The sequence below is a fragment of the Roseovarius sp. THAF8 genome (assembly GCF_009363735.1).
Lineage (GTDB): Bacteria > Pseudomonadota > Alphaproteobacteria > Rhodobacterales > Rhodobacteraceae > Roseovarius.
Genome location: NZ_CP045410.1, coordinates 2258596 through 2280899, shown reverse-complemented (window position 1 = coordinate 2280899; position 22304 = coordinate 2258596). Strand labels below are relative to the sequence as shown.

Genomic DNA, 22304 nt, shown 5'->3' with positions numbered 1-22304 from the left:
TGACCGACCGGCCCGTATCGTTCAGATTTCCACTGCCTCCGCAGTTGCGAGAGCATCTTCAAGCTCAACCCCGAGATAGCGGACGGTGCTGTCCATCTTGGTGTGACCGAGCAGGCGCTGCCCGGCACGCAGGGTCCCGGTTTTCTTGTAGATTTGTGCACCCTTGGTCCGGCGCATCGAGTGCGTGCCGTGGGACGTAGCTTCCAATCAAATGGAACTCACCCAGTCCCGCACAAGGCGGGCGTATTGTCGCGTCGATATGTGGAGGCGCTCATGAAACGGCCCCGGCCACAGAAATTCTGAGCCAACCATTAGCGGTTCATCCATCCATCGCGCGAGCGACTTGCGTGTGCCCTCTGTGACCTCGAAACGCACCGACCTCTGCGTCTTGCTTTGGAGGACCAAAGCGCGCTCCTTCACTTGGCCGGAGGCATAGACGTCGGCCACCTTGAGCTTTACCAGATCAAACCCTCGCAGTTTGCTGTCGATGGCGAGGTTGAAGAGAGCCAGGTCCCGATGGCTCTCGGCGATCTCAAGACCAACGCGAATGGCCCAGACGTGCTTGGGCAGCAAGGGTCGCTTCTGGCCGATAACACGGCCTTTGTTCCAGGCGGGTCTGCAGGCTCGAATGGCAGGTAAGTTCGCAATTGTCATGGCGGTTACTCCGGTTTGCCACTCCCTGCCTCAACGCCAACCCGACGTTGGAAATAGAGCATATCACCGAAAGTAGCTCCTGCAGAGAAAGTCTGCAGCGAGCCCATTTTGACTGATGTTGCGTATTGAACCAATGTCCGATTCAGTGCTCCTAAAACGCAATGCTTGGACAATAAATGGTCGAAAAACTATCCGAAGAGGAAACCGCTCTACTTCAGGCCGTTGCGTTCTGGTTGCGTGAAGAAATGCTATCGCACCTTGTTGATATGTCACCCGCGCCTGATCTTTTACACGACTTGGCTCAAAGCAATTACGAGATTAGCTGTAGTGCCTTAGAGAGAGTGGGTCTGCTTGCGTCTGAAGGCCACTATTGGCGAGTATTAGAGCCAAACAACGACCAACCCACCTTGGCTATCTCACACAAGCGTAGCGACCTTGACCACCTTCTTGACGGGCTGGCCTGCCACTCTGATTACGTCAACGATCTGTATCGACACTACGAGGCTGTTGTCCCAACAAAACACTCTTTGAACAGGGTTTGCATTGCCATGGCCGAGTGCGGATACATGGAGACTATATCTAACAAAGCGTTCAAATGGACCGACGATTTTGGTCCTTGGTTGGTGCGTCATGGCGCGTGGGATTTGGGCGAGTTTGAGACAGCACCGCAAGAAGAGGTTGTCAAAGCCTTGGAAGCCATCCCTGACAAGCGGAAAGACTGGTTGTCAGGGTCGTTATGCCGTCACAAACCAGACTTTGTTCGGTGTTTCTTTGCGCAATGGATAAATGGCAAATGGGAAGAGGAAGAATGGCGGTATGCGCCAAGCGATGACTGGGACCTCAATCTCGCAGCTGGGATATACACAAAATTGCACGGCCAATGATTTCAGACACTGGTGCAGTTGCAGCGAATTCACATTTTGTCCCGCTCTGCCGTCATTCGGCGAGTGAAATGCTGCGCTGGGCTTGAATGGCCACTTCGACGGGCCGCACCACAGCATTGGACTGGGTCGACCAGTGTCCGCTCTGGGCCGAGACCGCAGTCAATCTGGCGTTAACGCTAACCCCGTCTAGCAACCCAGTATAGGCACCTAGGGTTGATTGGGGTATGATCCGTTTTGGGTCTTAGTGGATACTATCCAATTCGTGCGCCTTTCAGGACGTGTCTTTTTCCAGCAGAAAAACACCGCGCTCAGCCACATGATACCAATTGAGACGAATTCTCCTCGGCCAGCGCGCTTAACAGGTCGCGCCAGCGAAAATGAAAGAGTGGATATTTAAGGGGATAAAGACAAGCATCCAGCAGAGAAACCGAATTTTTCAGTGGTCTACTGGGCGATTGTGGTGCCGCTGAAGGGACTCGAACCCCCGACCCCATCATTACGAATGACGTGCTCTACCAGCTGAGCTACAGCGGCCCCGTGGGGGGCGGCTATAGCACCACAAATCCCATCCGAAAAGGACTATTTTTCCGTCTCTGCCGGCTTCGGTTCCTCGACGATTTCGGCGTCGTCGATTTCCGCGTCGGTCGTATCATCCTCGTCGATGGTCTCATCGGGCGTGGTGTGATCCTCGACCGAGCCGATGATGAGCGGCAGCATCTCGATGCCCGTGGACGAGGCGACCGAAGATGCCGGCGGCGCGCGCCAGCTGAGCGTGTCGAACGCGTGGCAGTTGCTGCAGGACGGCGCCCATTCGGGGTGGATGTGGTGACAGTTCTCGCACACCCATTGCGGCCCGCGCGGGGCCGACAGCGCCCGTGCCAGCCAGCCTTTGACCACGCTGTCCGACGCGCCTTCGCCACGCTCGATGGCGGCCATGATGGTCAGCGCACGCGCATCGGGATCGACCTCGGCCAGATCCCCCAGCGCACGGCGGGCTGCGGGGAAATCCTCGGCCGCCAGGTGCAGTTCGGCGTCGATCAGGCGGGTTTCGCGGTGATCGGGATGAGTCTTTAGCAGTCTGGCGAACCGCTTGATGCGGGCCTGCGGCGTCTCGTCGGGCTCGATTTCCGCGAAGGCGGCGGCAAGGTCCGGGTGCGGCTGGGCATCCCATGCCTTCTTGATCACGCGGGTGGCGTTGCGCTTGTTGCCCTGCTCCATATAGCCGCGGGCGGTCAGCACGGCGGCCGGTACGAGATCGGGCGAGAGCTTGTTCGCCTGGATCGCCGCCTCGCGCGCCTCGATGCTCTTGCCTTCGTCGAGGATGTCGCGCGCCTCGGAGAGCGCCAGCACCGCGTCGCGGCGGCGATGCACGTCGCGCGGCAGGTTCCCGGATTTCAGCTTGGCACTGAGGGTTTCGCGCGCGCCTTTCCAGTCGCCGGTCTGCGCCTGCAGTTTCAGCAGGGTGTCCTGCACTTCCTCGTGCTTGGGCTTCAGCGTGAAGGCGGTCTTGGCCAGCTTCAGCGCGGTGTCGGTTTCGCCGTCGGCCAGCTTTTGACGCAGGATGCCGCGCACACCCACGAAACGGGTCTTCTCGTTGGTCAGAAGGCGTTTATAGGTCTCCTCGGCCTTGCGGCGGTTGCCGGACATCTCTGCGGCTTGCGCGGTGATCAAGTTGGTCAGCGCGGGCTTGTTGAGATAGCGCTCGGCCTTGCCGGCCTTGGCCATGGCCAGCTCGCCCTCGCCAGAGGCCAGCGCCATCATCCCCTCGGACAGGGCCTGATAGCCTTTCTCCTGCCGATTGCGCTGGAAATAGCGCGACAGCGCGGTGTCGTCCCCGTTGATGAAATGCAGCACAGCGACCAGCAGCGATACGATCTTCAGCAGCAGCCAGACGGCGATGACAAGCAGGGCAAGCGCGATCACGGCCATTAGCGGGGTCAGGTTGAATTCCTGTCCGGCCATGACGATGCGCACGCCGCCGTCGAGTTCGAGCAGGTAGATCGCGCCCCAACTGGCCGCGGCGACGAGGCCGATGAAGAGAACGATCTTGATGACGGACCACAGCATTCTTTGAATTCCCCCCGGCCTTAGTTCAATGTCTCGCTCAGCGACTGGGCCGCGCCCACCGCTTCGAGCCGTTCTGCCGCCCGGCCGGCCCAATCGGACAGCTCGGCGCGGCCTTCTTCGGGCAGCGTCTCGATTTCCGCCAGTGCATCCTGCAGCCGGCCGTCGCGCACGGCGGCCTCGGCCCGGGACAGCACCGCGTCGGGATCGTCCCCTTCGCGGGGTTCCAGCGACCGCACGCCAAGCTGGCTCTTCAGAAAACCCTTGAGTCCGGTGCCTTCGCCGGTGACCTCGCGCGACGCATCCAGCGCGGCCCGGGCGGCGTCGGGAAAGCTTTCCTGCAGGCTGGACAGGGTTGCGACCCCCTCTTCGGCGACGGAGGTCAGGGTACCCGGCACCTCGACATCGGTGTCCTGCAACTCGGCCACCGCGCCGGCAAACCCGGTGCCGTTGTCGAGCGCGGCCTGAACGCGGCTGATCGCGGCGCGTTGCATCGCGGCGACCGCGGCCTCGTCGGCGACGGTTTCGGTCTGCATGGCCTGGGCGATCAAGTCCTCGAGTTCGGCGCGCTGCGCGGCGAATTCCTCGCGCGCGGCATTCAGTTCGTTCTCGTAGGCGGCGATGGTGGCGGCGTCGGCGCTTTCGGAAACCGGGCGCTGCTCGACATCGCCCAGCCGCGCGGCGAGGTCCTCGATCCGTTGTTCTGTCTCTGCCACGCGGTCGGACAATGTTCCGAGCGCTTCGACCTGCGCCTGAAGCGCGCTGTCATCGGTATTGGTGATGCCGCCCACCTTCTCGGTCAGGGCGTCGATCGTGTCGGCCTGCTCCTCGACCCTTTGGTTGAGGGCGCCGACATCCCCGATCAGAACCTCGTCGCGCGGGATGACTTGCTGCGCCACGCCGAAATAGGCGGCGGCAAAGCCGATGGCGCCCGCAACGACGCCGCCCAGGATCATGCTTCCGGCGCCGGCCCCCTTGGCGGGCTGCGGTGCCGTGGCGGGCAGGCTGGTGGCGGGTTCGGTCGCGGTGGGGCTGCTGCCGGACCCTGCCGCGTCCGAGGTCTCGCCGTCGGAAGTCTCGTCAGTGTCAGCGCCCATATTCGTGGCGGTTTCCGACGTCACGTCGTGCGCGGGCGTATCGGTGCCGGATGTCTCGGCGGCAGGCTCTTCGGTGTCGCCGTCGCCCTTGGTCATCGCGTCGTGAGGAGTCGTTTCGGACTGCCCCGATGCAGGTTCTTCGATGCCGGAGTGGCTGCCCGCCGGTTTCGTGTCCGGGGTCGCATCGGTGGTCGCGCCGGACGCCTCGACCGTGTCGTCGCCTGTGGGCGCGACGGTATCGTTGTCGGTGGCTTTAACGGTGTCTTCCGGCTGCGCGGTCTCGTCTTCCTTCGATGCGTCCATGTCGAGCGGTGTCTTTGCCCCGGACGATGGTTTCTTTGCCACGTGAAAACCTCTTTCGAATCTTGCCATTGCAGCCTGCCAGAAAGCTTACTGTGCGGTGCTTCCGCTCTCAAGCCGATTGGCATCAGACCAAAGTTGCGCGACGCAGGACAGCATCGCGGGTCTGTCGGGCCGCGCCGCCACACTGATCCTTGCCGCTCTGTTCCGGGGAAAGATCCCCGCCACGGCCTCGCTGATCGCCGCGACATGCAAGTTAGCGCCTTTCGGCAGCGCATCTAGCAAAAGCTGGGCACTTCGCGGCGAAAAAACCGGCGCGACCACGATACCGTGCCTTTTCATGCGGTCCAGCGCCTTTTTCGAAAGGGCGCAGGGCAGCTGGCGATAGACGATGGCCTCGTGCGTCTCGGTTCCGGCGGAATTCAGGTATTGGGCGAGGTCGAACGCGATGGGGTCTCCACGCAGGTAGAGGCACGGAGTGGCGGCAGAGGCGTTGCGGATATCCTGCGCCAGTTCCTTGCCCGTGCCGGGCCCCACGACCGGATCAAAGCCGTGTTGTGCTGCGACCTTGCCGGTGCCGGTGCCGACGACGTAGCAGGCGAAATCCCGGCACCGGGTGGCCGTGGCAAAGCTTTCGACCGCGTGAGCGGAGGTGAATATGAGCGTCCTGTAGGGTGCGAGGTCGGGCAAGTCCGGGGACATCTCGATCTGCAAAAGCGGCGCAATGCATATGTCCGCGTCCCGGCCCAGCTTATCCTCCAGGTCGGCTGCGAAGGCGTCTGCCGCGTCCCGGGGGCGTGTGATGAGGATCAGGGGCGACATGGACGCTCCGGAGTTGTTTGCGCGCCCTTGCGGTGTTACCTGCCACAAGGGCTTGGCGCAACGGGCGTGAAATGACGGACAACCTGACGATCCTCGGGCTGGAGAGCAGCTGCGACGACACCGCGGCGGCGGTCGTGCGGATGCGCGAGCACGGTGCGGAGATCCTGTCGTCGGTCGTTCTGGGGCAGGACGACCTGCACGGCTCCTTTGGCGGCATCGTCCCGGAAATCGCCGCACGCGCACATGCCGAAAAGCTGGATATCGCGGTCAATGAGGCTCTGAACCACGCTGAAACGTCCTTGGATCGCATTCAGCTCGTGGCCGCGACGGCGGGGCCGGGGCTGATCGGGGGCGTGCTGTCAGGCGTGATGACGGGCAAGGCCATCGCCGCCGCGCGGGGGCTGCCGCTCGTGGGCGTCAACCACCTTGCGGGGCACGCTTTGACGCCAAGGCTGACGGATGGTCTGGCATATCCTTACGTGATGCTGCTCGTTTCGGGTGGTCATTGTCAGTTCCTGCTGGTCGAGGGAAGCGACCGTTTCACGCGGCTGGGCGGCACCATCGACGACGCGCCTGGAGAGGCGTTCGACAAGTCCGCGCGCTTGCTGGGCTTGTCCCAGCCCGGCGGCCCGATGATCGAGCGCGAGGCCCGGGGGGGCGATGCGGAGCGGTTCCGTTTCCCGCGGCCCCTGCTGGACAGGCCAGGCTGCGACATGTCGTTTTCCGGGTTGAAAACCGCGCTGCTGCGCGCCCGGGACGAGGTGATCGCCGAGAAGGGCGGGCTGACACGGCGGGACCGGGCCGATCTTTGCGCCGGGTTCCAGGGTGCGGTCGCAGATGTGCTGCAGGAAAAGACGCGGCGTGCCCTGACCGAGGCCGGCAGAATCCTTTCCGCGCCGCCGGCGCTGGCCGTTGCCGGTGGCGTGGCCGCGAACCAGCTCGTTCGCAGTGGGTTAGAGACTGTTTCAAGCGAATTCGGCGTGGCTTTCGTTGCACCCCCGCTGGCGCTCTGCACGGATAACGCGGCGATGATCGCCTATGCCGGCGGGGAACTCTTCCGCGCGGGGCGGATTGACGACATGACCCTGGCCGCGCGTCCGCGCTGGCCCTTGGACCAACGCAGCCCGTCCCTTCTGGGCGGGGGAAAGAAAGGGGCGAAGGCATGATCGCGGTGATCGGCGCCGGTGCATTCGGAACAGCGCTGGCCGTTTCCCTGGCCCGAAACGGCCCGGTGACCCTGTGGGCGCGCGATGCCGAGCAGGTGCGCGAAATCCACGCGTCGAGGCAGAATGCGCGACGTCTGCCCGGCGTCGACCTGCCGGACAATATCGCGGTTTCAGACGATATAGAGACTATATTGCAGGCCGAAATCGTGCTGCTGTCCGTTCCGGCGCAAAAGCTGAGACGCTTTCTGGAGACTTGCGGCGAAACCCTGGCGGGCAAACACGTGGTCGCCTGTTGCAAGGGGATGGAGCGCGGCACCGGGTTGAGGCCGACGCAGATCGTCGCCGAGCATGTGCCCGACGCCATTCCCGCCACCTTGACCGGCCCGTCCTTTGCCCATGATATCGCCCGCGGCCTGCCGACCGCGCTGACCCTGGCATGCGCAGATGAAAGCGCCGGCGAACGCCTGCAGATGCGACTGACTACGCCGAACATCAGGCTCTATCGCACCACGGATGTCATCGGCGCAGAGCTTGGTGGCGCGCTGAAGAACGTCATCGCCATCGCGTGCGGCGTGGCGATCGGTGCCGGGCTGGGGGAGAGTGCGCGGGCGGCGCTGATGACGCGCGGTTTCGCCGAGCTTGTGAAGGTGGCGGAAAAATATGGCGCAAAGGCCGAGACCCTGGCCGGGCTTTCGGGATTTGGCGATCTGGTGCTGACCTGCACGTCAGAGCAGTCGCGCAATTATCGCTTTGGTCAAAGCATCGGCGCGGGCGATGCGTTTGACAGCGGTGTGACGGTCGAGGGCGCGGCGACGGCCCAGGCGCTGGCGGAGATGGCGCAGGAGACCGGCTTGGACCTGCCGATCACCCGCGTCGTGACCGGGCTGGTCAGTGGTGAATTGAACGTGCGCGACGCGGTCGATATGTTGTTGCAACGTCCATTGAAGGAAGAATGAATGCTGATCGCCCTGATTGCCCGGGACAAGCCCGGCGCCCTGCAAACCCGTCTCGACAACCGTGACAAGCACGTGGCCTATCTGAAGGAAAGCGGCGTCGTCAGCCAGGCCGGCCCGCTCCTGGATGCCGAGGGGGGCATGATCGGGTCGCTGGTGATCCTGGAGGTCGAGGACATGGCCGCCGCCGAGGCATGGGCGGCGAAAGACCCCTACAAGGCGGCCGACCTTTTTCAGAGTGTCGAGCTGATTCCCTGGAACAAGGTGATCTGAGCCATGCGCTATTGGCTGTTCAAATCCGAGCCGTCGACCTGGAGCTGGGACCAGCAGGTGGCCAAGGCCGATGCCGGCGAGGAATGGGACGGCGTGCGCAACTATCAGGCGCGCAATTTCATGCGTGACATGGCCGTGGGTGACCGCGGGTTCTTCTATCACAGTCAAACGGAAAAGGCGGTGGTCGGCACCGTCGAGGTCATCGCCGAAGCGCATCCCGACAGCACGACCGAGGATGACCGCTGGGAGTGCGTGGACATCAAGGCGCTGGAGGCCGCGAAGACGCCGGTCACTCTGGACATGGTCAAGGACGACCCGCGCTTGTCCGACATGGTGTTGGTGCGCAACTCTCGCCTGTCGGTGCAACCCGTGACCGAGGACGAATGGACCATCATTTGCGGGATGGCGGGCCTGACGCCCTAGGATGCAGACCTCTCGCAGGTTCGCATGGAAAAATCGTACGGAGGGTATCGCGCGTATCTGCCGATACCCTCCGTTGCCCCACGTGCTCCCTACGCACCACACGTGTCACTGGAGTTGGTTTCGGCCATACTGGCGCGATCTATCCCTTGATACCATTTCCGCGAGGGAATCTCAAAAGCCAAGTGCAGGGCATTTGCTTCAAATGCTCTGGTCTCCCCGCGGGGATCCGCCGCCGCGTAACGCGGAAAAATTGATCTGTTAACAATCGAGTAAGCTGCTGTCTGCTAACGATTGTTTCGGGTGAGTAAATAGGTGGTGAGATGAGTGCGTCTGGTGACAACGCCGCGCCGGTCATCATCAAACGGAAAAAGGTCACGGGCGGTGACGGGCACCATGGCGGTGCCTGGAAGGTCGCGATAGCATGTTCCTTTACTTGCGGCGCTTTGCGCCGGTCCAATTGCACCGCTGTCACGCGGTTGCCTCGAAAGTCGTTCTGACGTGTGCGATGCATCTGATCGGCATCGCGCCATCCGTTTCCGGACGCAGGCCGAGAAATGCCGTTGAACTGCTAAGAGACCCTTAACACCGGCCGCTCGCTTGATGGGCATTTGAGACAAATGATTGCCTAACGGCTTCGAATCTCACGCCCGCTTCTCCAGTTGGCGGGCGACTCGTGCGTCGATGGTCTTCTTCTGTCCGTCCTCGCCGTAGGTTTCGAGGGTCCGGCGCACCTTTCTCACCGCGGCGAGTCGCGCCGACGCGCGCCGGATGCCTTGCAGCGCGCCGTCAAGCAATGTCTGGTTGCGCGTGAGCTTGTCCTGGATCTCGGACATCGGGGCGGCATGGGACGCATCGAGATCGCTCAGCGCGTCGATCAGGCATTCCTTTTTCCTGATGATGCCCGACATTTCCTGAAGGTTGCCGTCCAGGACGGCTTGGCGCTCGAAATCGAGCAGCCGGTCCAGTTCATCGATCAGGGTTTGGGCGGAAGTCTCACTCACCTTGTCTCTCCATGATTGACCTCAGAAAATGTTCGGACAGACCAATGCCCCCTGCTTGCGCAATCCTGTCGGCAAGGGCCTGCCGGTGGAACGAGGCGAACTGGTCCTCGCCCGCGCCGCCGGAAAACGAACTGGCCTGCTCACCAAGGCCGGCGGCCTTGAGCATCTCCGCGAGGAAAGTCGCCTCGAGCTTCTGGGCGGCCTGCATCGCGGCGGCGTGACGACGCGCGTCCGCCGGTGTCGCAGGCTGCGTTGTTTGTGGGTCGAGTTTCGGCCCGATGGGTAAAAAAACCGTCACCAGATTTCCTCCAATGCAGTGAACTTTCCGCCATTTGACATCAAAGCGGTAAAGAACTGGTAATTCCGATCTGCGAAGTTTTCCGGGCTGAGGAAGAAATCCCGGAGCTATTCGATGTTTCACTTACCGACCGGCGACGCCACGACCGCCCATTCCCGCGCTGGCCCTCCCAGGCAGGGGACCGATCCGGTTCAGGCGGGCAACACGTCCGGAGGGGCCGACCGGCGCAGTTTTGCGACCGTTTTCACGGACATGCGCGCCCGCGATCAGGCGGGTGCGGTAAACGATACCGCAGGGGCCGTCGTGCCTGCGCACCCTGACACGAAAGACGATGCGGCAGCGCAAGATCAAGAAGTGTCGGAAGTGTCGGTTGATGATCCGGCTACTAATCGCGGCAAGGATTCGTCGCTCTTTCCGCCCGCCTTTGCGGAAGCGGCCGGCAGTCGTGACGACCTTCCCGCCGATCTACCTGCGGCGACTGAACAAGGCACGGGGCGCGGCGGACCGCCGAACGAGGATCCGGCCACCTCCGGTCCTCATGCAGGCTTTGCAACAGGTCGTCCCGACACCCCCGTTGCAGAACGCCCAGACGCACAGGCATCCGCAGAAGCCGCGCACCTATCGCGGCAAGACGGGGCCGCATCGTCGCATGCGGCTGGCCCCGACGCGGCTCGCGACCCGGCAACCGTCTTTGGCGGACCGGGCGGACCGGGCGGACCGTGCGGACAAGCGGATCAGGCGGAGGATTCATCCGAGGACGTCGGGCCGGCCCGCATAGTGCCCGGCGCGATTGCGGGTGATCGTCCCGCGTCCTCGAACGCTGAACTGCTTGCAAAGATGCCGTCACCAGCAATGCGGCGACAGGGCGCGGAGCGTGCGGCCTTGGAAATGGGGCAGGCGGCTTCCAGCAGCGTCGACCCTGACATAACCGCGTCCATCGCGAACAATGCCAAGGTGTCCTTGTCGAAGGTGGCAGAGGATGGCCCGGGCGTGCCGTCACTGACACCGGGTGAGCCGCCTCAATCGTCCGTGAACACAGCGGCCTCTCGCGTCGACCCCGCGGATGGCCCGGTCACCGTTGCCCGGGCCGCCGAAGGTGGACCCGCGCCAAACGCGGCCCGTCCGACATTGGACACGCGGGCGGCCAACGCCTCAAATGATGCAGCGCCGCGACTCGCGCGAGCCGGCAGCTTGGACGTCCCTGCCGGCCAAACGCGCCCGAACCCTTCAAATGACACCGAAGCCAGGCCTGCGGCGACGGTGCGCGACACCGGGGGTGAAACCCGCGATGCGGGGTCTGCAAACCGCCCGTATTCACGCGGCGAGCAACCCGCGCCGTTCCATCCGGCCCCTCAGAGTCGGCCGGACCAGGGTCTGACACGGGCCAAGGCGCCAGCGCGCGCCCCGGCGGGAACAATCGATCGCATTGCGCCCGCGGCGATGGTTCGACCCGAACAAGCCTTGGAGAATGTAGCGCGGCCGACGCCAGGAACAGTCGAGCCCGCAGAAAAGCTGGAGCGGGCCCCGTCCGCGCCGTCTCCGTCGGTCGTGGCCGCTCCTGCGGCCCCCGTCGCACCCACCCCCCCGGTTTTTGCAGCTCGCAACCCGGTTCTGCCCGCAGAGGAGCGCGTCGGCGACACGCTGGATGAAACGGGCCGCACCAGCCCAAGCTCCGCCCACACGAGCCAGGTCGAGACCAGCGCGCCCTTGCGCCAAAGCTCCCTTGCGGCGGCGACGCGCGGTCCTGACCTGCCGCGCCACGTGATCGAACAGCTGACCACGGGGTTCCGCGGCGCGGGCGACAAATCCGCCGAGATTCACCTGAATCCGGCCGAACTTGGGCGCGTGCGGATCAGCCTTCAGACCGGCGATGCCGGGGTTCTTGTCAGCGTGATGGCCGACCGCCCCGAAACACTCGACCTCCTGCGCCGGCATGCAGACATGCTTGCGCAGGATTTTCGCGATATCGGCTACGGCGCGGCCCAGTTCTCGTTCGGCCAAAGCGGACATCCGCGCTCCGGTCAGGGCCGTGGGCCCGAGGGCGATGCCATCGGGCCGGTGGACGCGGCGCTGACCGAAGATCAGGCACCGGCCACGCACCCGCAGGTCGGGCACGCATCCATTGCGCTCGATCGCGTCGATATTCGGCTTTGACCCTCTGAAAGGACAAAATGATGGACGTTGCTCCCACCACCTCTGCGACCGGCGCGGCTGCCGCACAGGCGTCGCGCTCCGCTTCGACCGTTCTCAGTTCCGACTTCGAGACCTTCATAAAAATGCTCACCGTCCAGATGGAGAACCAGGACCCGTTGAACCCGATGGAGTCGACCGAGTTCGCGACACAGCTGGCGACATTCTCGGGCGTTGAACAACAGGTCAAGAGCAACGACCTGCTGTCGGCGCTCAGTGCCCAGATGAGCCTCATGGGCGTGTCGCAACTGTCCGGCTGGATCGGCATGGAAGGGCGGGCGGTCGCGCCCGTGGTCTTCGAGGGCGCACCCGTGAGGTTGACGATTGCGGGCGACAGCCTGGCCGACAGGCACGAGCTTGTCGTGCGTGACAGTCTCGGGGCCGAGGTCCAGCGCCTCGCCGTGTCCGGAGACCGAGAGGAAATCGCGTGGCTGGGCACGGACGCTTCGGGCACCGTGCTGGCGCCCGGCACCTATGACGTGACGGTCGAATCTTTCTCGGGTGCCGAGGTCGTCGCGTCGACGCCGGTCGAGGTGCACGGACGAATCATCGAGGCGCGCATCGACGCAGGCCAGACCGTCCTGGTCATGGAAAACGGCCAGGAGGTCGGTGCCGCGTCGCTGCTGGGCCTCCGTCTGCCGCGACCGGATCAATAAATTGGCGTATTGGTCACAGCGCCAAAATAATCCGCGAATTTGCCCGCTGGCGTACAGATAAGGTTTTAATTCCGACCCGGATATGAGATACAGGACGTGAAATGTGGTGCTTCGGCATCGTGCAACCCTATCACTTGGAGACTGTCATGAAGAAACTTTCGACACTCATCGCTGCCTCTGCTGTTGTCGCAGCCTCGGTTGCGCCGGCCGCCGCTCAGGACGCACCCGCAACGAACGATCCGTTCGTGTCGACCCAGGCCCAGCAAGGCTCGCTGCTGTCAATCGGCGGCGTGACCTACGTTGTCGTCGGCGTTGTCGCCGCTGGCCTGATCGTCGCCCTCGCCGACTCGTCGTCCTCCACGACGAGCCTGGTGGCGAACTGATAAAACCGCATTTGCGGTACATTCCGATTTAAAGGCGGGCTTTCGGGCCCGCTTTTCTTTTGCTTTCCCATCTTTCGCTGACCCGGGCAGCACTCCGGCACGGCACTAAAGCGTTTCGCGATAAACCCGGATCACAGCTTACCCGCGAAACCCAGCACAACAGCCAATCGTTGCACGCGCTTCGCCATTCGCCGATGGTTCAGGGAAAAGGCGAAACGCTTTGGATCTCAGCGCAGATGGCTCAAGGTGAAGTATCCCAACCCCTCGCCCAGCCAGGTGCGCGACTTGACGATCCGGCCGTTCTGGCTGACCAGGTAATAGTTGCTGAACGTTCCGTTGTCGGACTTGCAATAGACGTCGACCCGCGTTGCCTGCAGCCGCAGCGCGCCCGCGGCATAGTCCTGACGTGGGCCCGGCGTGAAGGCGCAATAGGCCAGCGTTTCCTCGATCTGGTTTTCGCCGTCCAGATGTCTGAGAATTTGGCTTTCGATCCCGTCCTGCCGGCGCGACAGCATGGTCAGCAGCCCTTTGATACTGGACGACATCAGGTCGGTGCCCAGCCCGCGGGTCGATGTGATGACCCCGCCGCGTGTCGACACGCTGCGGCGTTCGCTGGTGCCCCAGGCGGCCCAGGTGGAATGCGGGCCGTTGGTCTCGATCACGCGCAGCACCGCGACGCTGCCCGTTCCCTCGATCTGCATGAGGGCAAGCGGACCGTCGGTCGATTGCAGGGCGCGGCCTATCTCGCGCTGGACGATGCTATCGTTGACCTTGGGCCTGGCGCCAGGTTGGGCGCGGCGGGAGTCTATCAAGGATTTGCCGACGGACAGGATCGATGATTCCTGGCGCGTGTTGGTGCACGCCGTCAGGCCGAGCACCGCGATCAGACCGGCGGCGAGCAGATGCTTCGATATACGCGTCATCTCCAGTATTTCCCCCAGCTCTTTGCGACTTCGGGGCGATGCGATCCGCGAATGGTCTCGTAAAGCCGCCCGTCCACTTCAAGCCGCTGACCGCCGTCCCGGGTCAGGGGGCGGATGACGCCGCTGGCCTTTTGCTTGGTGGGCTGGCCCAGCAGCCACGAAAGCGGAACGGTAAAGCGGATTCCCTTGTCGAACGACCCTTCGCCGAATTGCGACGACGACACGTCGGTGAACGTGGCAAACGCGCCGATCTTCCAGCCGTTGGCGAACTCGCGGTCGAGGGTGATCGTGCTCCCCCAGTCGCCGGCCAGGTAGCGCCCGGCGTCCAGCTGGCCGTGAAAGCCATTGCCGAAATCGTAATAGGCCGAGACATGGCCATTGAACTCGGGGATCGTGCCGCCCGGCGTGACCCGCGACCGAAGTCCGAACTGCTGATCGAAATCGCGCGGATGGGTGTAGTTCAGCTCCGCCCCGAGCGCCAACCGGCTGTTCACCGGCTTCCACAGAACCTCGCCCGAAACACCGGCATACATGCGCTCCAGATAGCCGGCGGTGACACGGCTGTAGAAATCCGGCGCAAGCCGGCCGTACTTGGCGACTGTCAGGTGCTCCAGGAACGGTTCGTCCGTCTGGTTGTAAAGCGCCGTGTCGGACCGCACCCGCGGCAACTGGGAGTTGTTGGGTTGCGCCGCCTCGTCCAGGTTGCCGACCACCTTTTGACCGACAGACCCCGACAGGACCCACCCGGACCCCAGGTGATACTTGCCCTTCGCCCGCACGCCAAGATCGACGCGCAGCGGATCGTTCGGATCGAACAGAGAGGTTCGAAGATACGGAGCGATTGACCATTCGAAGCGCGGATAGACCTCGGGGAACGGGTCGGGATAGTCGCCGAAGCGCAGCGTATCGCTGAACTGCGCGGCGGCGAGCGCCTCGCGCGCCGGCCTGTGTTCCAGCCGTTCCAGGTCGGTGCGGCTGAAGCTCATCGTGCTGGCCGGGATGCCGTTCTCAATCAGCGTCACATGCAGCATTTCGACAGAAGCCGGCAATTCGCGGCTCATGACGCGCAATGTCCGGCCCAGCGCCTGCGACGTGGCATCGTATTTCTCGTTGCGGATGCGGACATGTGCGCTGCGAGCGTTCAGCGTCACGCCCTCGAGGTCCAGCTCGGATTGCTGAAGGCTGTTCTCCAGCGACGCGGTGATCGCCTTCTCGCGGCCCGGCTGGGTGGTCCAGCCAAGGTCTTCGGCGCTGCGCGGCCCACGGACGGCGACCGGCAGGGGCGCCAGCTCGGTGCCGCCCTTGACCGACGGAGTCTTGGGATTGAGGCTGAAGGTCAGCGCGGCGCCGAACTCTTCGCCATGCAGGGCAAACGCCCGCAAGGCCGTGCCATCGTTGATCTGATAGGACAGCGCAAAGTTCCAGGGGGTCGACCGTTTCAGAACCCCTGCCGCTTGCGCGGTGTCGTAATTGTCCGAGGAATACTCAGCGCTCAGCAACAGTTTGTCCGTCGCCTGATAGCTGACACCGCCGAAGAACGCGTAGTCGCCCTGGAACCAGTCGTCGACGTTGAACTGGCCACCCGTGCCGGCCTGGGCAAAACTGAAGGGTGCCCGCGAGCCTATGCTGCCGTCACTTGCGTAGCTGCCAAGCCGCCCGAACCCGAGGCCGCCGGTCACGCGCAGGCGGTCCCCGATCGACTTGGTGGCGACGACATACTCGCTGGAAAGCAGCCCGGTGCCGACGAAATCTCGCAGGCCGACCGAGACGGCGGGTGTCCAATCCGTCTCGTCGAACACGCGAAACCGCAGGTCGAAGCTGCGGTCGTAATAGGTCGAAAAGGTCGGCGAGATGCCTTCCGTCCCCGCGTAGCGAAAGCTGCCTGTCAGGCGGTCGGTGATCTGAAAGCTCAGGGTCGCGCGGTAAAACCCGTCGAAATACGTGACGTTGGTCGACAATTGCCCGTCCGGCGCGGATTCGGCGGTCGGCATGTCGATCAGGCCGCCGGGCACGCCATAATTGTTGGTCGTCAGCGTTTTCAGGTTGTCGGCCAGCGCGAGGCCGGGGAGGCCAAGCAATCCGAGCGTGATCAGAACGCATGTCGATGTACGGATCACTGCGCGTTTCCTTCCTTTGACGTCCCCTGCAGGATAGCGAGGCAACCTTGATTCCGACACCCTTGGCGGTGGATTGCAACTTGATACACGGGCGGAGTCACATCAAAACCACGTCTCAGAAAAGAGTCGTCGCCAGCAGCGTCGCCATCGTGCCGAACGCGACGCCGAGCCCCAGCCATAGCACGGATTTCCAGCGCAGGCCCTGCCTTGGTTCCGGCGCAGGCCTGGATTGGCGGATCAACGCGCTTTCCACGATCTGCGGCAGGCGCGGGCCATAGCGCGACACGACCATCAGCGTGCGGCGCAAGTCGCGCACGGCGGCGCCGGGTCCGATGTTCTTGCGGATGTAATCCTCGACCACGGGCTTGGCGACCTGCCAGATGTTGGTCTGCGGGTTCAGGCTGCGGGCGACGCCCTCGACCACCACCATCGTGCGTTGCAGCAGGATCAGCTCGGTCCGGGTTTCCATCCCGAATCTCTCTGTCACTTCAAAGAGATAGCTTAGCAGCCCCCCCATCGAGATTTTCGAGGCATCCATGCCGAAGATCGGCTCGCCCACGGCGCGGAGCGCCCGCGCGAATTCATCGACGTCGCGGTCGGCGGGCACGTATCCGGCTTCGAAATGCACTTCGGCGACCCGGCGGTAGTCACGCTTGATGAACCCGTACAGGATCTCGGCATAGACCCTGCGCGTGTACTCGTCGATATGTCCCATGATGCCGAAATCATAGGCGATGATATCTCCGTTCGGCGCGACCTTCAGGTTGCCCTGGTGCATGTCGGCGTGAAAGAACCCGTCGCGCAGCGCATGTTTCAGAAAAAGCTGCAGCACCCGTTCGCCCAGTTCCGCGCGGTCGTGACCGGCGGCATCAATGGCGGCGTTGTCGCCCATCGGCGCGCCGTCGGCCCATTCCATGACCATGACACGCCGCCCCGACATGTCCCAGTTGACCGCCGGCAGGCTGAAACCTTCGTCCTCGGCGGTGTTGGCGGTGAACTCGCTGGCCGAGGCCGCTTCGAGCCGAAGGTCGAGCTCTCCGTTAACCACGCCTTCGAAATGGGCGATCACATCGCGGGGTTTCAGTCGGCGGGCGGACGGGGACAGCACCTCGATCATGCGCGCCGCGAAATAGAACGCGTCGATATCCCTGCGAAAGGCCCGCTCGATCCCCGGGCGCAGCACCTTGACCGCCACGTCCTGGCCGGTATCGCGCAGCCGCGCCTTGTGGACCTGCGCAATCGACGCGGCGGCAATCGGTGCGCTGAACTCGGAGAATATCGCGTCGACAGGTTGCCCCAGCGAACTGGCCACGCTGGCCTTGGCGACGCTGGCGTCGAAGGGCGGCAGCTTGTCCTGCAACACCCGCAGTTCCTGCGCCAGGGCATCGCCGACGATATCGGGCCGGGTCGAAAAGACCTGTCCGAACTTGATATAGGCCGGGCCCAGCGCGGTCAGCGCGCGCAGGGCGGGCGGCATGCTGGTGTCGCCCTTGTAGCCCAGCCATTGAAACGGCCAAGCCAGGAACCGCATGGTCCCGCGCACCAGCGGCGGCGCGTCCATCGCGTCCATGATCAGGCCCATGGCGCCGGTGCGCTCCAGCGTGGCGCCCGTGCGGATCAGGCGCAGGATATTGTGCGGCCCGCGCATGGCTCAGATCTTCCAGCCGGAATGCAGACAGGCGATTCCCATGCTGAGATTGCGGTACTTGGCCTGCTCGAACCCGGCGTCGCGCACCATGCCCAGGAAAGTCTCCTGGTCCGGGAACTTGCGGATCGATTCTACCAGGTACTGATAGCTGTCGCGGTCCCCGGCGATGGCCCGGCCCATCTGCGGGATGATGTTGAAGGAATAAAGGTCATAGACCTTCTGCATCAGGTCATTGGGGATCTGGCTGAATTCCAGCACCATCAGCCGCCCGCCGGGTTTCAGGACGCGAAAGGCCTCGTTCAGGGCCTCCTGCGGGCGAGTGACGTTCCGAATGCCGAAGCTGATCGTGTAGACGTCGAAACTGTTGTCGGCAAAGGGCAGCGCCATCGCGTCGCCCACCACCCAGTCGAGGCTCGCCGCCATCTGCTCCGCCTCGGCCCGCTTGCGCCCCTCGACCAGCATCGGCTCGGTCAGGTCCAGCACCGTGGCATGGCCCGACCCGGCGCGTTTCAGGAAGCGAAAGGCGATGTCGCCGGTGCCGCCCGCCACGTCCAGCAGGCGCTGGCCTGCGCGTGGCGCCAGCCAGTCCATCATCGCATCTTTCCAGAGGCGATGAATGCCAAAGGACATGGCGTCGTTCATCACGTCGTATTTCGACGCGACCGAACCGAACACGCCGCGCACGCGGCCCGCCTTTTCCTCTTCGGGGATGTCCTCGTATCCGAAATGCGTTGTTTTCCCGGTCATTTATCCCCGCGGCCTTGCCGTTTGATCCTCGAGTCCTTCTTATAGGTCGCCGGGGGCGGGTTACAATGCGCCCGTTTGGTCGCAGAGGGGCGGAATGCCGGAATTGCCAGAGGTCGAGACAGTGCGCCGCGGGCTGGAACCCGCGATGACCGGCGCGGTGATCGCCACCGCGCGCGTCAACCGCCCCGATCTGCGCTGGCCTTTCCCGCCGGGCATGGCCGAGCGTCTGGCTGGCCAGCGCGTCCTCGCCCTGCGGCGGCGGTCGAAATACATCCTTGCCGACCTGTCCTCGGGCGAGACGCTGCTGATCCACCTCGGCATGTCCGGCCGCATCCTGATCTCGGGCGATCCCTTGGGGCAGTTCGTGCACGACCATCCCGCGGTGGAAAAGCACGACCACGTGGTGCTCGACATGGCCAACGGTGCCCGCATCACCTTCAACGATCCGCGCCGCTTCGGCGCGATGGACCTGATGGCCACCGACACCGCCGAGGCGCATCCGCTGCTGGCCAAGCTGGGCCCCGAACCCCTGGGCAACCAGTTCGACGAGCCCTACCTGGTCGCCGCGCTGGCGGGAAAGAACACGCCGGTCAAGTCCGCCCTCCTGGATCAGCGAATCGTCGCGGGACTGGGCAATATCTACGTCTGCGAGGCGCTTTTCCGGGCCGGTATCTCGCCCCTGCGCCGCGCCGGTCGCGTCTCGGCCAGCCGGGTCGCGGCGCTGGTGCCGATCATCCGCGCCGTGCTGAACGACGCGATTCTCGCTGGCGGCTCCTCCTTGCGCGACTTCCGCCAAGCCGATGGAGAGCTTGGATATTTTCAGCACAGCTTCGACGTCTACGACCGCGAGAGCGCGCCGTGCCGTCGCGCCGGATGCACCGGAATTGTGCGCCGCGTCGTGCAATCGGGCCGTTCGAGCTTCTATTGTGCGACCTGTCAAAGATAACCTTGATCCGACTGTCTCAAATGGTAATGACTCAGACCTGACAGAAACAAGCGAAAGCAAATTTCATGGCCTATGAGACGATCATCGTCGAAGTAGAAGACCACGTCGCCAAGATTACCCTCAACCGCCCCGATGCCCTCAACGCCCTCAACGACCAGCTGCTGGGCGAGCTTGTCGATGCGTTGCAGGATGCCGAAGGCAACGACAAGGTGCGCTGCATCGTCATCACCGGCTCGGAAAAGGCTTTCGCGGCCGGGGCGGACATCAAGATGATGTCGGAAAAGTCCTTCGTGGACGTCTTCGCAGGCAACCTCTTCGGCCCCGAGGCGGACGCCATCGTGCGCATCCGCAAACCGATCATTGCCGCCGTTTCGGGCTATGCGCTGGGCGGCGGGTGCGAATTGGCCATGATGTGCGACTTCATCATCGCCGCGGACAACGCCAAGTTCGGCCAGCCCGAAATCAACCTCGGCGTCATGGCCGGGATGGGCGGCAGCCAGCGCCTGACGCGGTTCATCGGCAAATCCAAATCCATGGACATGAACCTGACGGGCCGTTTCATGGATGCCGAAGAGGCCGACCGCTCGGGCCTCGTCAGCCGCGTCGTTCCGGCCAAGAAGCTGATGGAGGAAACGATGGCGGCGGCAGGCAAGATCGCCGAGAAATCCATGATCACCGTCATGGCGGTCAAGGAAGCGGTCAACCGCTCCTACGAGGTGCCGCTGGCCGAGGGCCTGCTGTTCGAGCGCCGCGTCTTCCACTCGCTCTTCGCGACCGAGGACCAGAAGGAAGGCATGGCCGCCTTCGCCGAGAAACGCGAAGCCCAGTTCCGCGACAAGTAAGGCGCAGGGGCCTGTAGGCCCCCGCCCGTTTCAGATCACGTAATGTAGCGCATCGAACCGACTGCGCATCTCCTGAGTTCGCGGCGCGACTGCTTGTGGATCGCCGGTGAGGCCGGCGTGGATCAGCTCCGCTAGCGCCGGCGCGTCCTCTGCCGTGACGCCCCAGCGAACCAGCTCGGGCGTTCCGATGCGCAGACCGTTCATGTCGCCCGGTACCTCCGCGATGGGCAGGCCGATTCCGCAGGCCAGGAACCCGGCCTTGCGCAAGGTCTTCGAGGCCGCCTGTCCGCCCCCGAACTGCGCCGCCTCGACGGCGAACTGGTGCGAGGTGGTATATCCCTTGGGCGTCTCGAAGACCGGAATGCCCAGTACCGCCAACGCCTCTGCCAGCGCCTGAGACAGCTCGATCATCGCCTGTGCATAGGCCGTCCCGTGCTCGCGCCAGTCCAGCATCGACACCGCCAGGGCCGCCGACTTGGCGGCATCGAAATTGGCGGTCATGCCCGGAAAGGCGATGGCGTCCAGCCGTTCCGCCATCTCGGGCTCGTTGGTGACGATCACGCCGCCCGCCGGACCGCCGAGGCTCTTGTAGGTGCTCATCGTCATCAGATGCGCGCCTTCCGCCAGGGGGTTCTTCCACGCCCGCCCGGCAATGATCCCGCATTGGTGGGCGGCGTCGAACATGACCTTCGCGCCCACGCTGTCGGCAATGGCGCGCACCTCGGCCACGGGATGCTCGAACAGGTTCAACGAGCCGCCAACGGTGATCAGCTTTGGTTTCTCTTGCCGGGCGATTTCCCGGAGCGCATCCAGGTCAATCGTGTACCCATCCGCGTTGACCGGCGCCGGTACGGTGCGCAGACCGAACAGGCCGGCACATCCATCGGCATGGTGCGTGACATGCCCGCCGATCGTGGCCGGTGGCGCGATGATCGTATCGCCCGGTTTGCAGATCGCCATGAACGCGTAAAGATTCGCCAGCGCCCCGGACGGCACGCGGATCTCGGCGAATTTCGCCTGAAAGACATCGGCGACCAGCTCGGCGGCGATGACCTCTATCTCCTCGATGGCCTCAAGGCCCATTTCGTACTTGTCGCCGGGATAGCCCAGCGATGGCCGCGATCCGATCCCCGAGGACAGCAGTGCTTCGGCGCGCGGATTCATCACGTTCGTGGCCGGGTTCAGGTTGAAACAGTCGCGCTCGTGGATCTTGCGGTTTTCCTCGGCCAGGGCCTCGATCCTTGTGGCAATCGCGGCACTGGTTTCCGAGCCCGTTCGGGTCGCGATGGTCTGAACCAGGGTCTCGCTTCGTGCGGGCACCCAGTTCCGGTGGGCAAGGGTCATCTTGGTTTCTCCGGTTGCGTCGGTCGGATCATGCCGGGCGCGCGAGGCGGGCGAAAGCGGTTTTCATCGATTCCCGCTTTGCTTTCGCGAAGTTTGCCGCTATACGCCTGCGCCATACATGCGCGTGCGGCCCGCTCTGGCCAGAATCATTCCGGCCCATTGGCCTGCCGGAACGGGTTGTCGTCGTGCACACTTGAAACGAAATGACAGACCCGAAAAGGTTCACACCATGGCCAACACTCTTCAATCCAAAAAACGTGCGCGCCAGAACGCGCGCCGTCTCAGCGTCAACAAGGCGCGCCGCTCGCGGATTCGCACATTCCTGCGCAAGGTCGAGGAAGCAATCGCGTCCGGCGACAAGGAAGCTGCACAAAACGCACTGCGTACCGCGCAGCCCGAACTGATGCGCGGCGTTTCCAAGGGAGTGTTTCATAAAAACACCGCTTCGCGGAAAATGTCGCGGCTTGCTTCGCGGATCAAATCGATCGGCTGAGCGACGACACTAAGCTATTGAAGGAAAAGGTGCCGAATCGTCCGGCACCTTTTTTTTATGGTTGAGAACGACTCGGGACC

21 protein-coding genes, 1 tRNA gene and 2 pseudogenes are annotated in these 22304 nt (G+C 63.6%); 12 read left to right on the top strand and 12 right to left on the bottom strand.

Annotated elements, in window-relative coordinates:
* Positions 1 to 21 precede the first annotated feature (21 nt).
* Positions 22 to 654 (bottom strand): annotated as a pseudogene (locus tag FIU85_RS11170) (tyrosine-type recombinase/integrase).
* A 176-nt stretch (positions 655 to 830) separates the two neighbouring features.
* Between FIU85_RS11170 and FIU85_RS11165 the strand changes: the two are divergent.
* A complete protein-coding gene (locus tag FIU85_RS11165) occupies positions 831 to 1538 on the top strand; it encodes a hypothetical protein (RefSeq protein ID WP_152496944.1) in 708 nt (235 codons plus the stop codon).
* A gap of 458 nt (positions 1539 to 1996) precedes the next feature.
* Here the strand turns inward: FIU85_RS11165 and FIU85_RS11160 are convergent.
* The 4 genes from FIU85_RS11160 to FIU85_RS11145 all read right to left on the bottom strand — a co-directional run bounded on the left by FIU85_RS11160 (position 1997) and on the right by FIU85_RS11145 (position 5821).
* Positions 1997 to 2072, bottom strand: a tRNA-Thr gene (locus FIU85_RS11160).
* Positions 2073 to 2117: 45 nt separating this feature from the next.
* Positions 2118 to 3605 carry a heme biosynthesis protein HemY gene (locus FIU85_RS11155; protein ID WP_152496943.1) on the bottom strand — a complete coding sequence of 496 codons (1488 nt, stop codon included), beginning with the start codon at positions 3603 to 3605 and terminating at the stop codon, positions 2118 to 2120.
* Positions 3606 to 3625: 20 nt separating this feature from the next.
* Complete coding sequence (locus FIU85_RS11150; RefSeq protein WP_152496942.1) at positions 3626 to 5044, bottom strand: hypothetical protein; 1419 nt, start codon at positions 5042 to 5044, stop codon at positions 3626 to 3628.
* Positions 5045 to 5089: 45 nt separating this feature from the next.
* A complete protein-coding gene (locus FIU85_RS11145) occupies positions 5090 to 5821 on the bottom strand; it encodes a uroporphyrinogen-III synthase (RefSeq protein ID WP_152496941.1) in 732 nt (243 codons plus the stop codon).
* A gap of 71 nt (positions 5822 to 5892) precedes the next feature.
* Here FIU85_RS11145 and tsaD point away from each other — a divergent pair, with 71 nt between their 5' ends.
* From tsaD to FIU85_RS22325, 5 genes and pseudogenes are all read left to right on the top strand, one after another.
* Positions 5893 to 6987 (top strand): tRNA (adenosine(37)-N6)-threonylcarbamoyltransferase complex transferase subunit TsaD, encoded by a 1095-nt coding sequence (tsaD, locus tag FIU85_RS11140; RefSeq protein ID WP_152496940.1) that lies wholly within the window; start codon positions 5893 to 5895, stop codon positions 6985 to 6987.
* The gene (locus tag FIU85_RS11135) at positions 6984 to 7943 is read left to right on the top strand and encodes an NAD(P)H-dependent glycerol-3-phosphate dehydrogenase (protein ID WP_152496939.1); all 960 of its coding nucleotides are present in this window, start codon (positions 6984 to 6986) and stop codon (positions 7941 to 7943) included. Before tsaD ends, FIU85_RS11135 begins: the two co-directional genes overlap by 4 nt.
* On the top strand, positions 7944 to 8213 hold the full coding sequence (locus FIU85_RS11130) for a YciI family protein (protein WP_152496938.1): 270 nt from the start codon (positions 7944 to 7946) through the stop codon (positions 8211 to 8213).
* Between the two features lie 3 nt (positions 8214 to 8216).
* Complete coding sequence (locus FIU85_RS11125; protein ID WP_152494334.1) at positions 8217 to 8636, top strand: EVE domain-containing protein; 420 nt, start codon at positions 8217 to 8219, stop codon at positions 8634 to 8636.
* Positions 8637 to 8956: 320 nt separating this feature from the next.
* Positions 8957 to 9058: pseudogene (locus FIU85_RS22325) on the top strand (chemotaxis protein MotB); the annotation flags it as partial.
* 219 nt (positions 9059 to 9277) lie between these two features.
* Here the strand turns inward: FIU85_RS22325 and FIU85_RS11115 are convergent.
* Positions 9278 to 9637, bottom strand: coding sequence for a flagellar protein FlgN (locus FIU85_RS11115; RefSeq protein ID WP_152494335.1), 360 nt, complete (start codon positions 9635 to 9637; stop codon positions 9278 to 9280).
* The gene (locus FIU85_RS11110) at positions 9630 to 9845 is read right to left on the bottom strand and encodes a rod-binding protein (RefSeq protein ID WP_152494623.1); all 216 of its coding nucleotides are present in this window, start codon (positions 9843 to 9845) and stop codon (positions 9630 to 9632) included. Before FIU85_RS11110 ends, FIU85_RS11115 begins: the two co-directional genes overlap by 8 nt.
* A gap of 1638 nt (positions 9846 to 11483) precedes the next feature.
* Here FIU85_RS11110 and FIU85_RS22035 point away from each other — a divergent pair.
* The 3 genes from FIU85_RS22035 (at position 11484) to FIU85_RS11095 (ending at position 13164) form a co-directional block, all read left to right on the top strand.
* The gene (locus FIU85_RS22035) at positions 11484 to 12089 is read left to right on the top strand and encodes a flagellar hook-length control protein FliK (RefSeq protein ID WP_172978866.1); all 606 of its coding nucleotides are present in this window, start codon (positions 11484 to 11486) and stop codon (positions 12087 to 12089) included.
* A gap of 20 nt (positions 12090 to 12109) precedes the next feature.
* Entirely contained in the window at positions 12110 to 12781 is a 672-nt protein-coding gene (locus tag FIU85_RS11100) for a flagellar hook capping FlgD N-terminal domain-containing protein (RefSeq protein WP_152496936.1), read from the top strand.
* A gap of 146 nt (positions 12782 to 12927) precedes the next feature.
* Positions 12928 to 13164: a hypothetical protein gene (locus FIU85_RS11095; protein ID WP_152494338.1), complete on the top strand. Its 237-nt coding sequence runs from the start codon at positions 12928 to 12930 to the stop codon at positions 13162 to 13164.
* 227 nt (positions 13165 to 13391) lie between these two features.
* Here FIU85_RS11095 and FIU85_RS11090 read toward each other — a convergent pair whose 3' ends face one another.
* The 4 genes from FIU85_RS11090 to ubiE all read right to left on the bottom strand — a co-directional run bounded on the left by FIU85_RS11090 (position 13392) and on the right by ubiE (position 18599).
* On the bottom strand, positions 13392 to 14087 hold the full coding sequence (locus FIU85_RS11090) for a YjbF family lipoprotein (protein WP_152494339.1): 696 nt from the start codon (positions 14085 to 14087) through the stop codon (positions 13392 to 13394).
* Positions 14084 to 16204 (bottom strand): YjbH domain-containing protein, encoded by a 2121-nt coding sequence (locus FIU85_RS11085; RefSeq protein ID WP_254702882.1) that lies wholly within the window; start codon positions 16202 to 16204, stop codon positions 14084 to 14086. The genes FIU85_RS11090 and FIU85_RS11085 overlap by 4 nt, the downstream gene beginning before the upstream one ends.
* A 115-nt stretch (positions 16205 to 16319) precedes the next feature.
* On the bottom strand, positions 16320 to 17852 hold the full coding sequence (ubiB, locus tag FIU85_RS11080; RefSeq protein WP_152494340.1) for a 2-polyprenylphenol 6-hydroxylase: 1533 nt from the start codon (positions 17850 to 17852) through the stop codon (positions 16320 to 16322).
* Between the two features lie 3 nt (positions 17853 to 17855).
* Entirely contained in the window at positions 17856 to 18599 is a 744-nt protein-coding gene (gene ubiE / locus FIU85_RS11075) for a bifunctional demethylmenaquinone methyltransferase/2-methoxy-6-polyprenyl-1,4-benzoquinol methylase UbiE (protein ID WP_152496935.1), read from the bottom strand.
* A 94-nt stretch (positions 18600 to 18693) separates the two neighbouring features.
* Here ubiE and mutM point away from each other — a divergent pair, with 94 nt between their 5' ends.
* Positions 18694 to 19545, top strand: a complete 852-nt coding sequence (gene mutM, locus FIU85_RS11070) for a bifunctional DNA-formamidopyrimidine glycosylase/DNA-(apurinic or apyrimidinic site) lyase (protein ID WP_152496934.1) — start codon at positions 18694 to 18696, stop codon at positions 19543 to 19545.
* 65 nt (positions 19546 to 19610) lie between these two features.
* Positions 19611 to 20387, top strand: coding sequence for an enoyl-CoA hydratase (locus FIU85_RS11065; protein ID WP_152494343.1), 777 nt, complete (start codon positions 19611 to 19613; stop codon positions 20385 to 20387).
* 30 nt (positions 20388 to 20417) lie between these two features.
* Here FIU85_RS11065 and FIU85_RS11060 read toward each other — a convergent pair whose 3' ends face one another.
* On the bottom strand, positions 20418 to 21731 hold the full coding sequence (locus FIU85_RS11060; protein WP_152496933.1) for a serine hydroxymethyltransferase: 1314 nt from the start codon (positions 21729 to 21731) through the stop codon (positions 20418 to 20420).
* 229 nt (positions 21732 to 21960) lie between these two features.
* Between FIU85_RS11060 and rpsT the strand changes: the two genes are divergently transcribed.
* A complete protein-coding gene (gene rpsT, locus FIU85_RS11055) occupies positions 21961 to 22224 on the top strand; it encodes a 30S ribosomal protein S20 (protein WP_152494345.1) in 264 nt (87 codons plus the stop codon).
* The last annotated feature ends 80 nt before the right edge of the window (positions 22225 to 22304 follow it).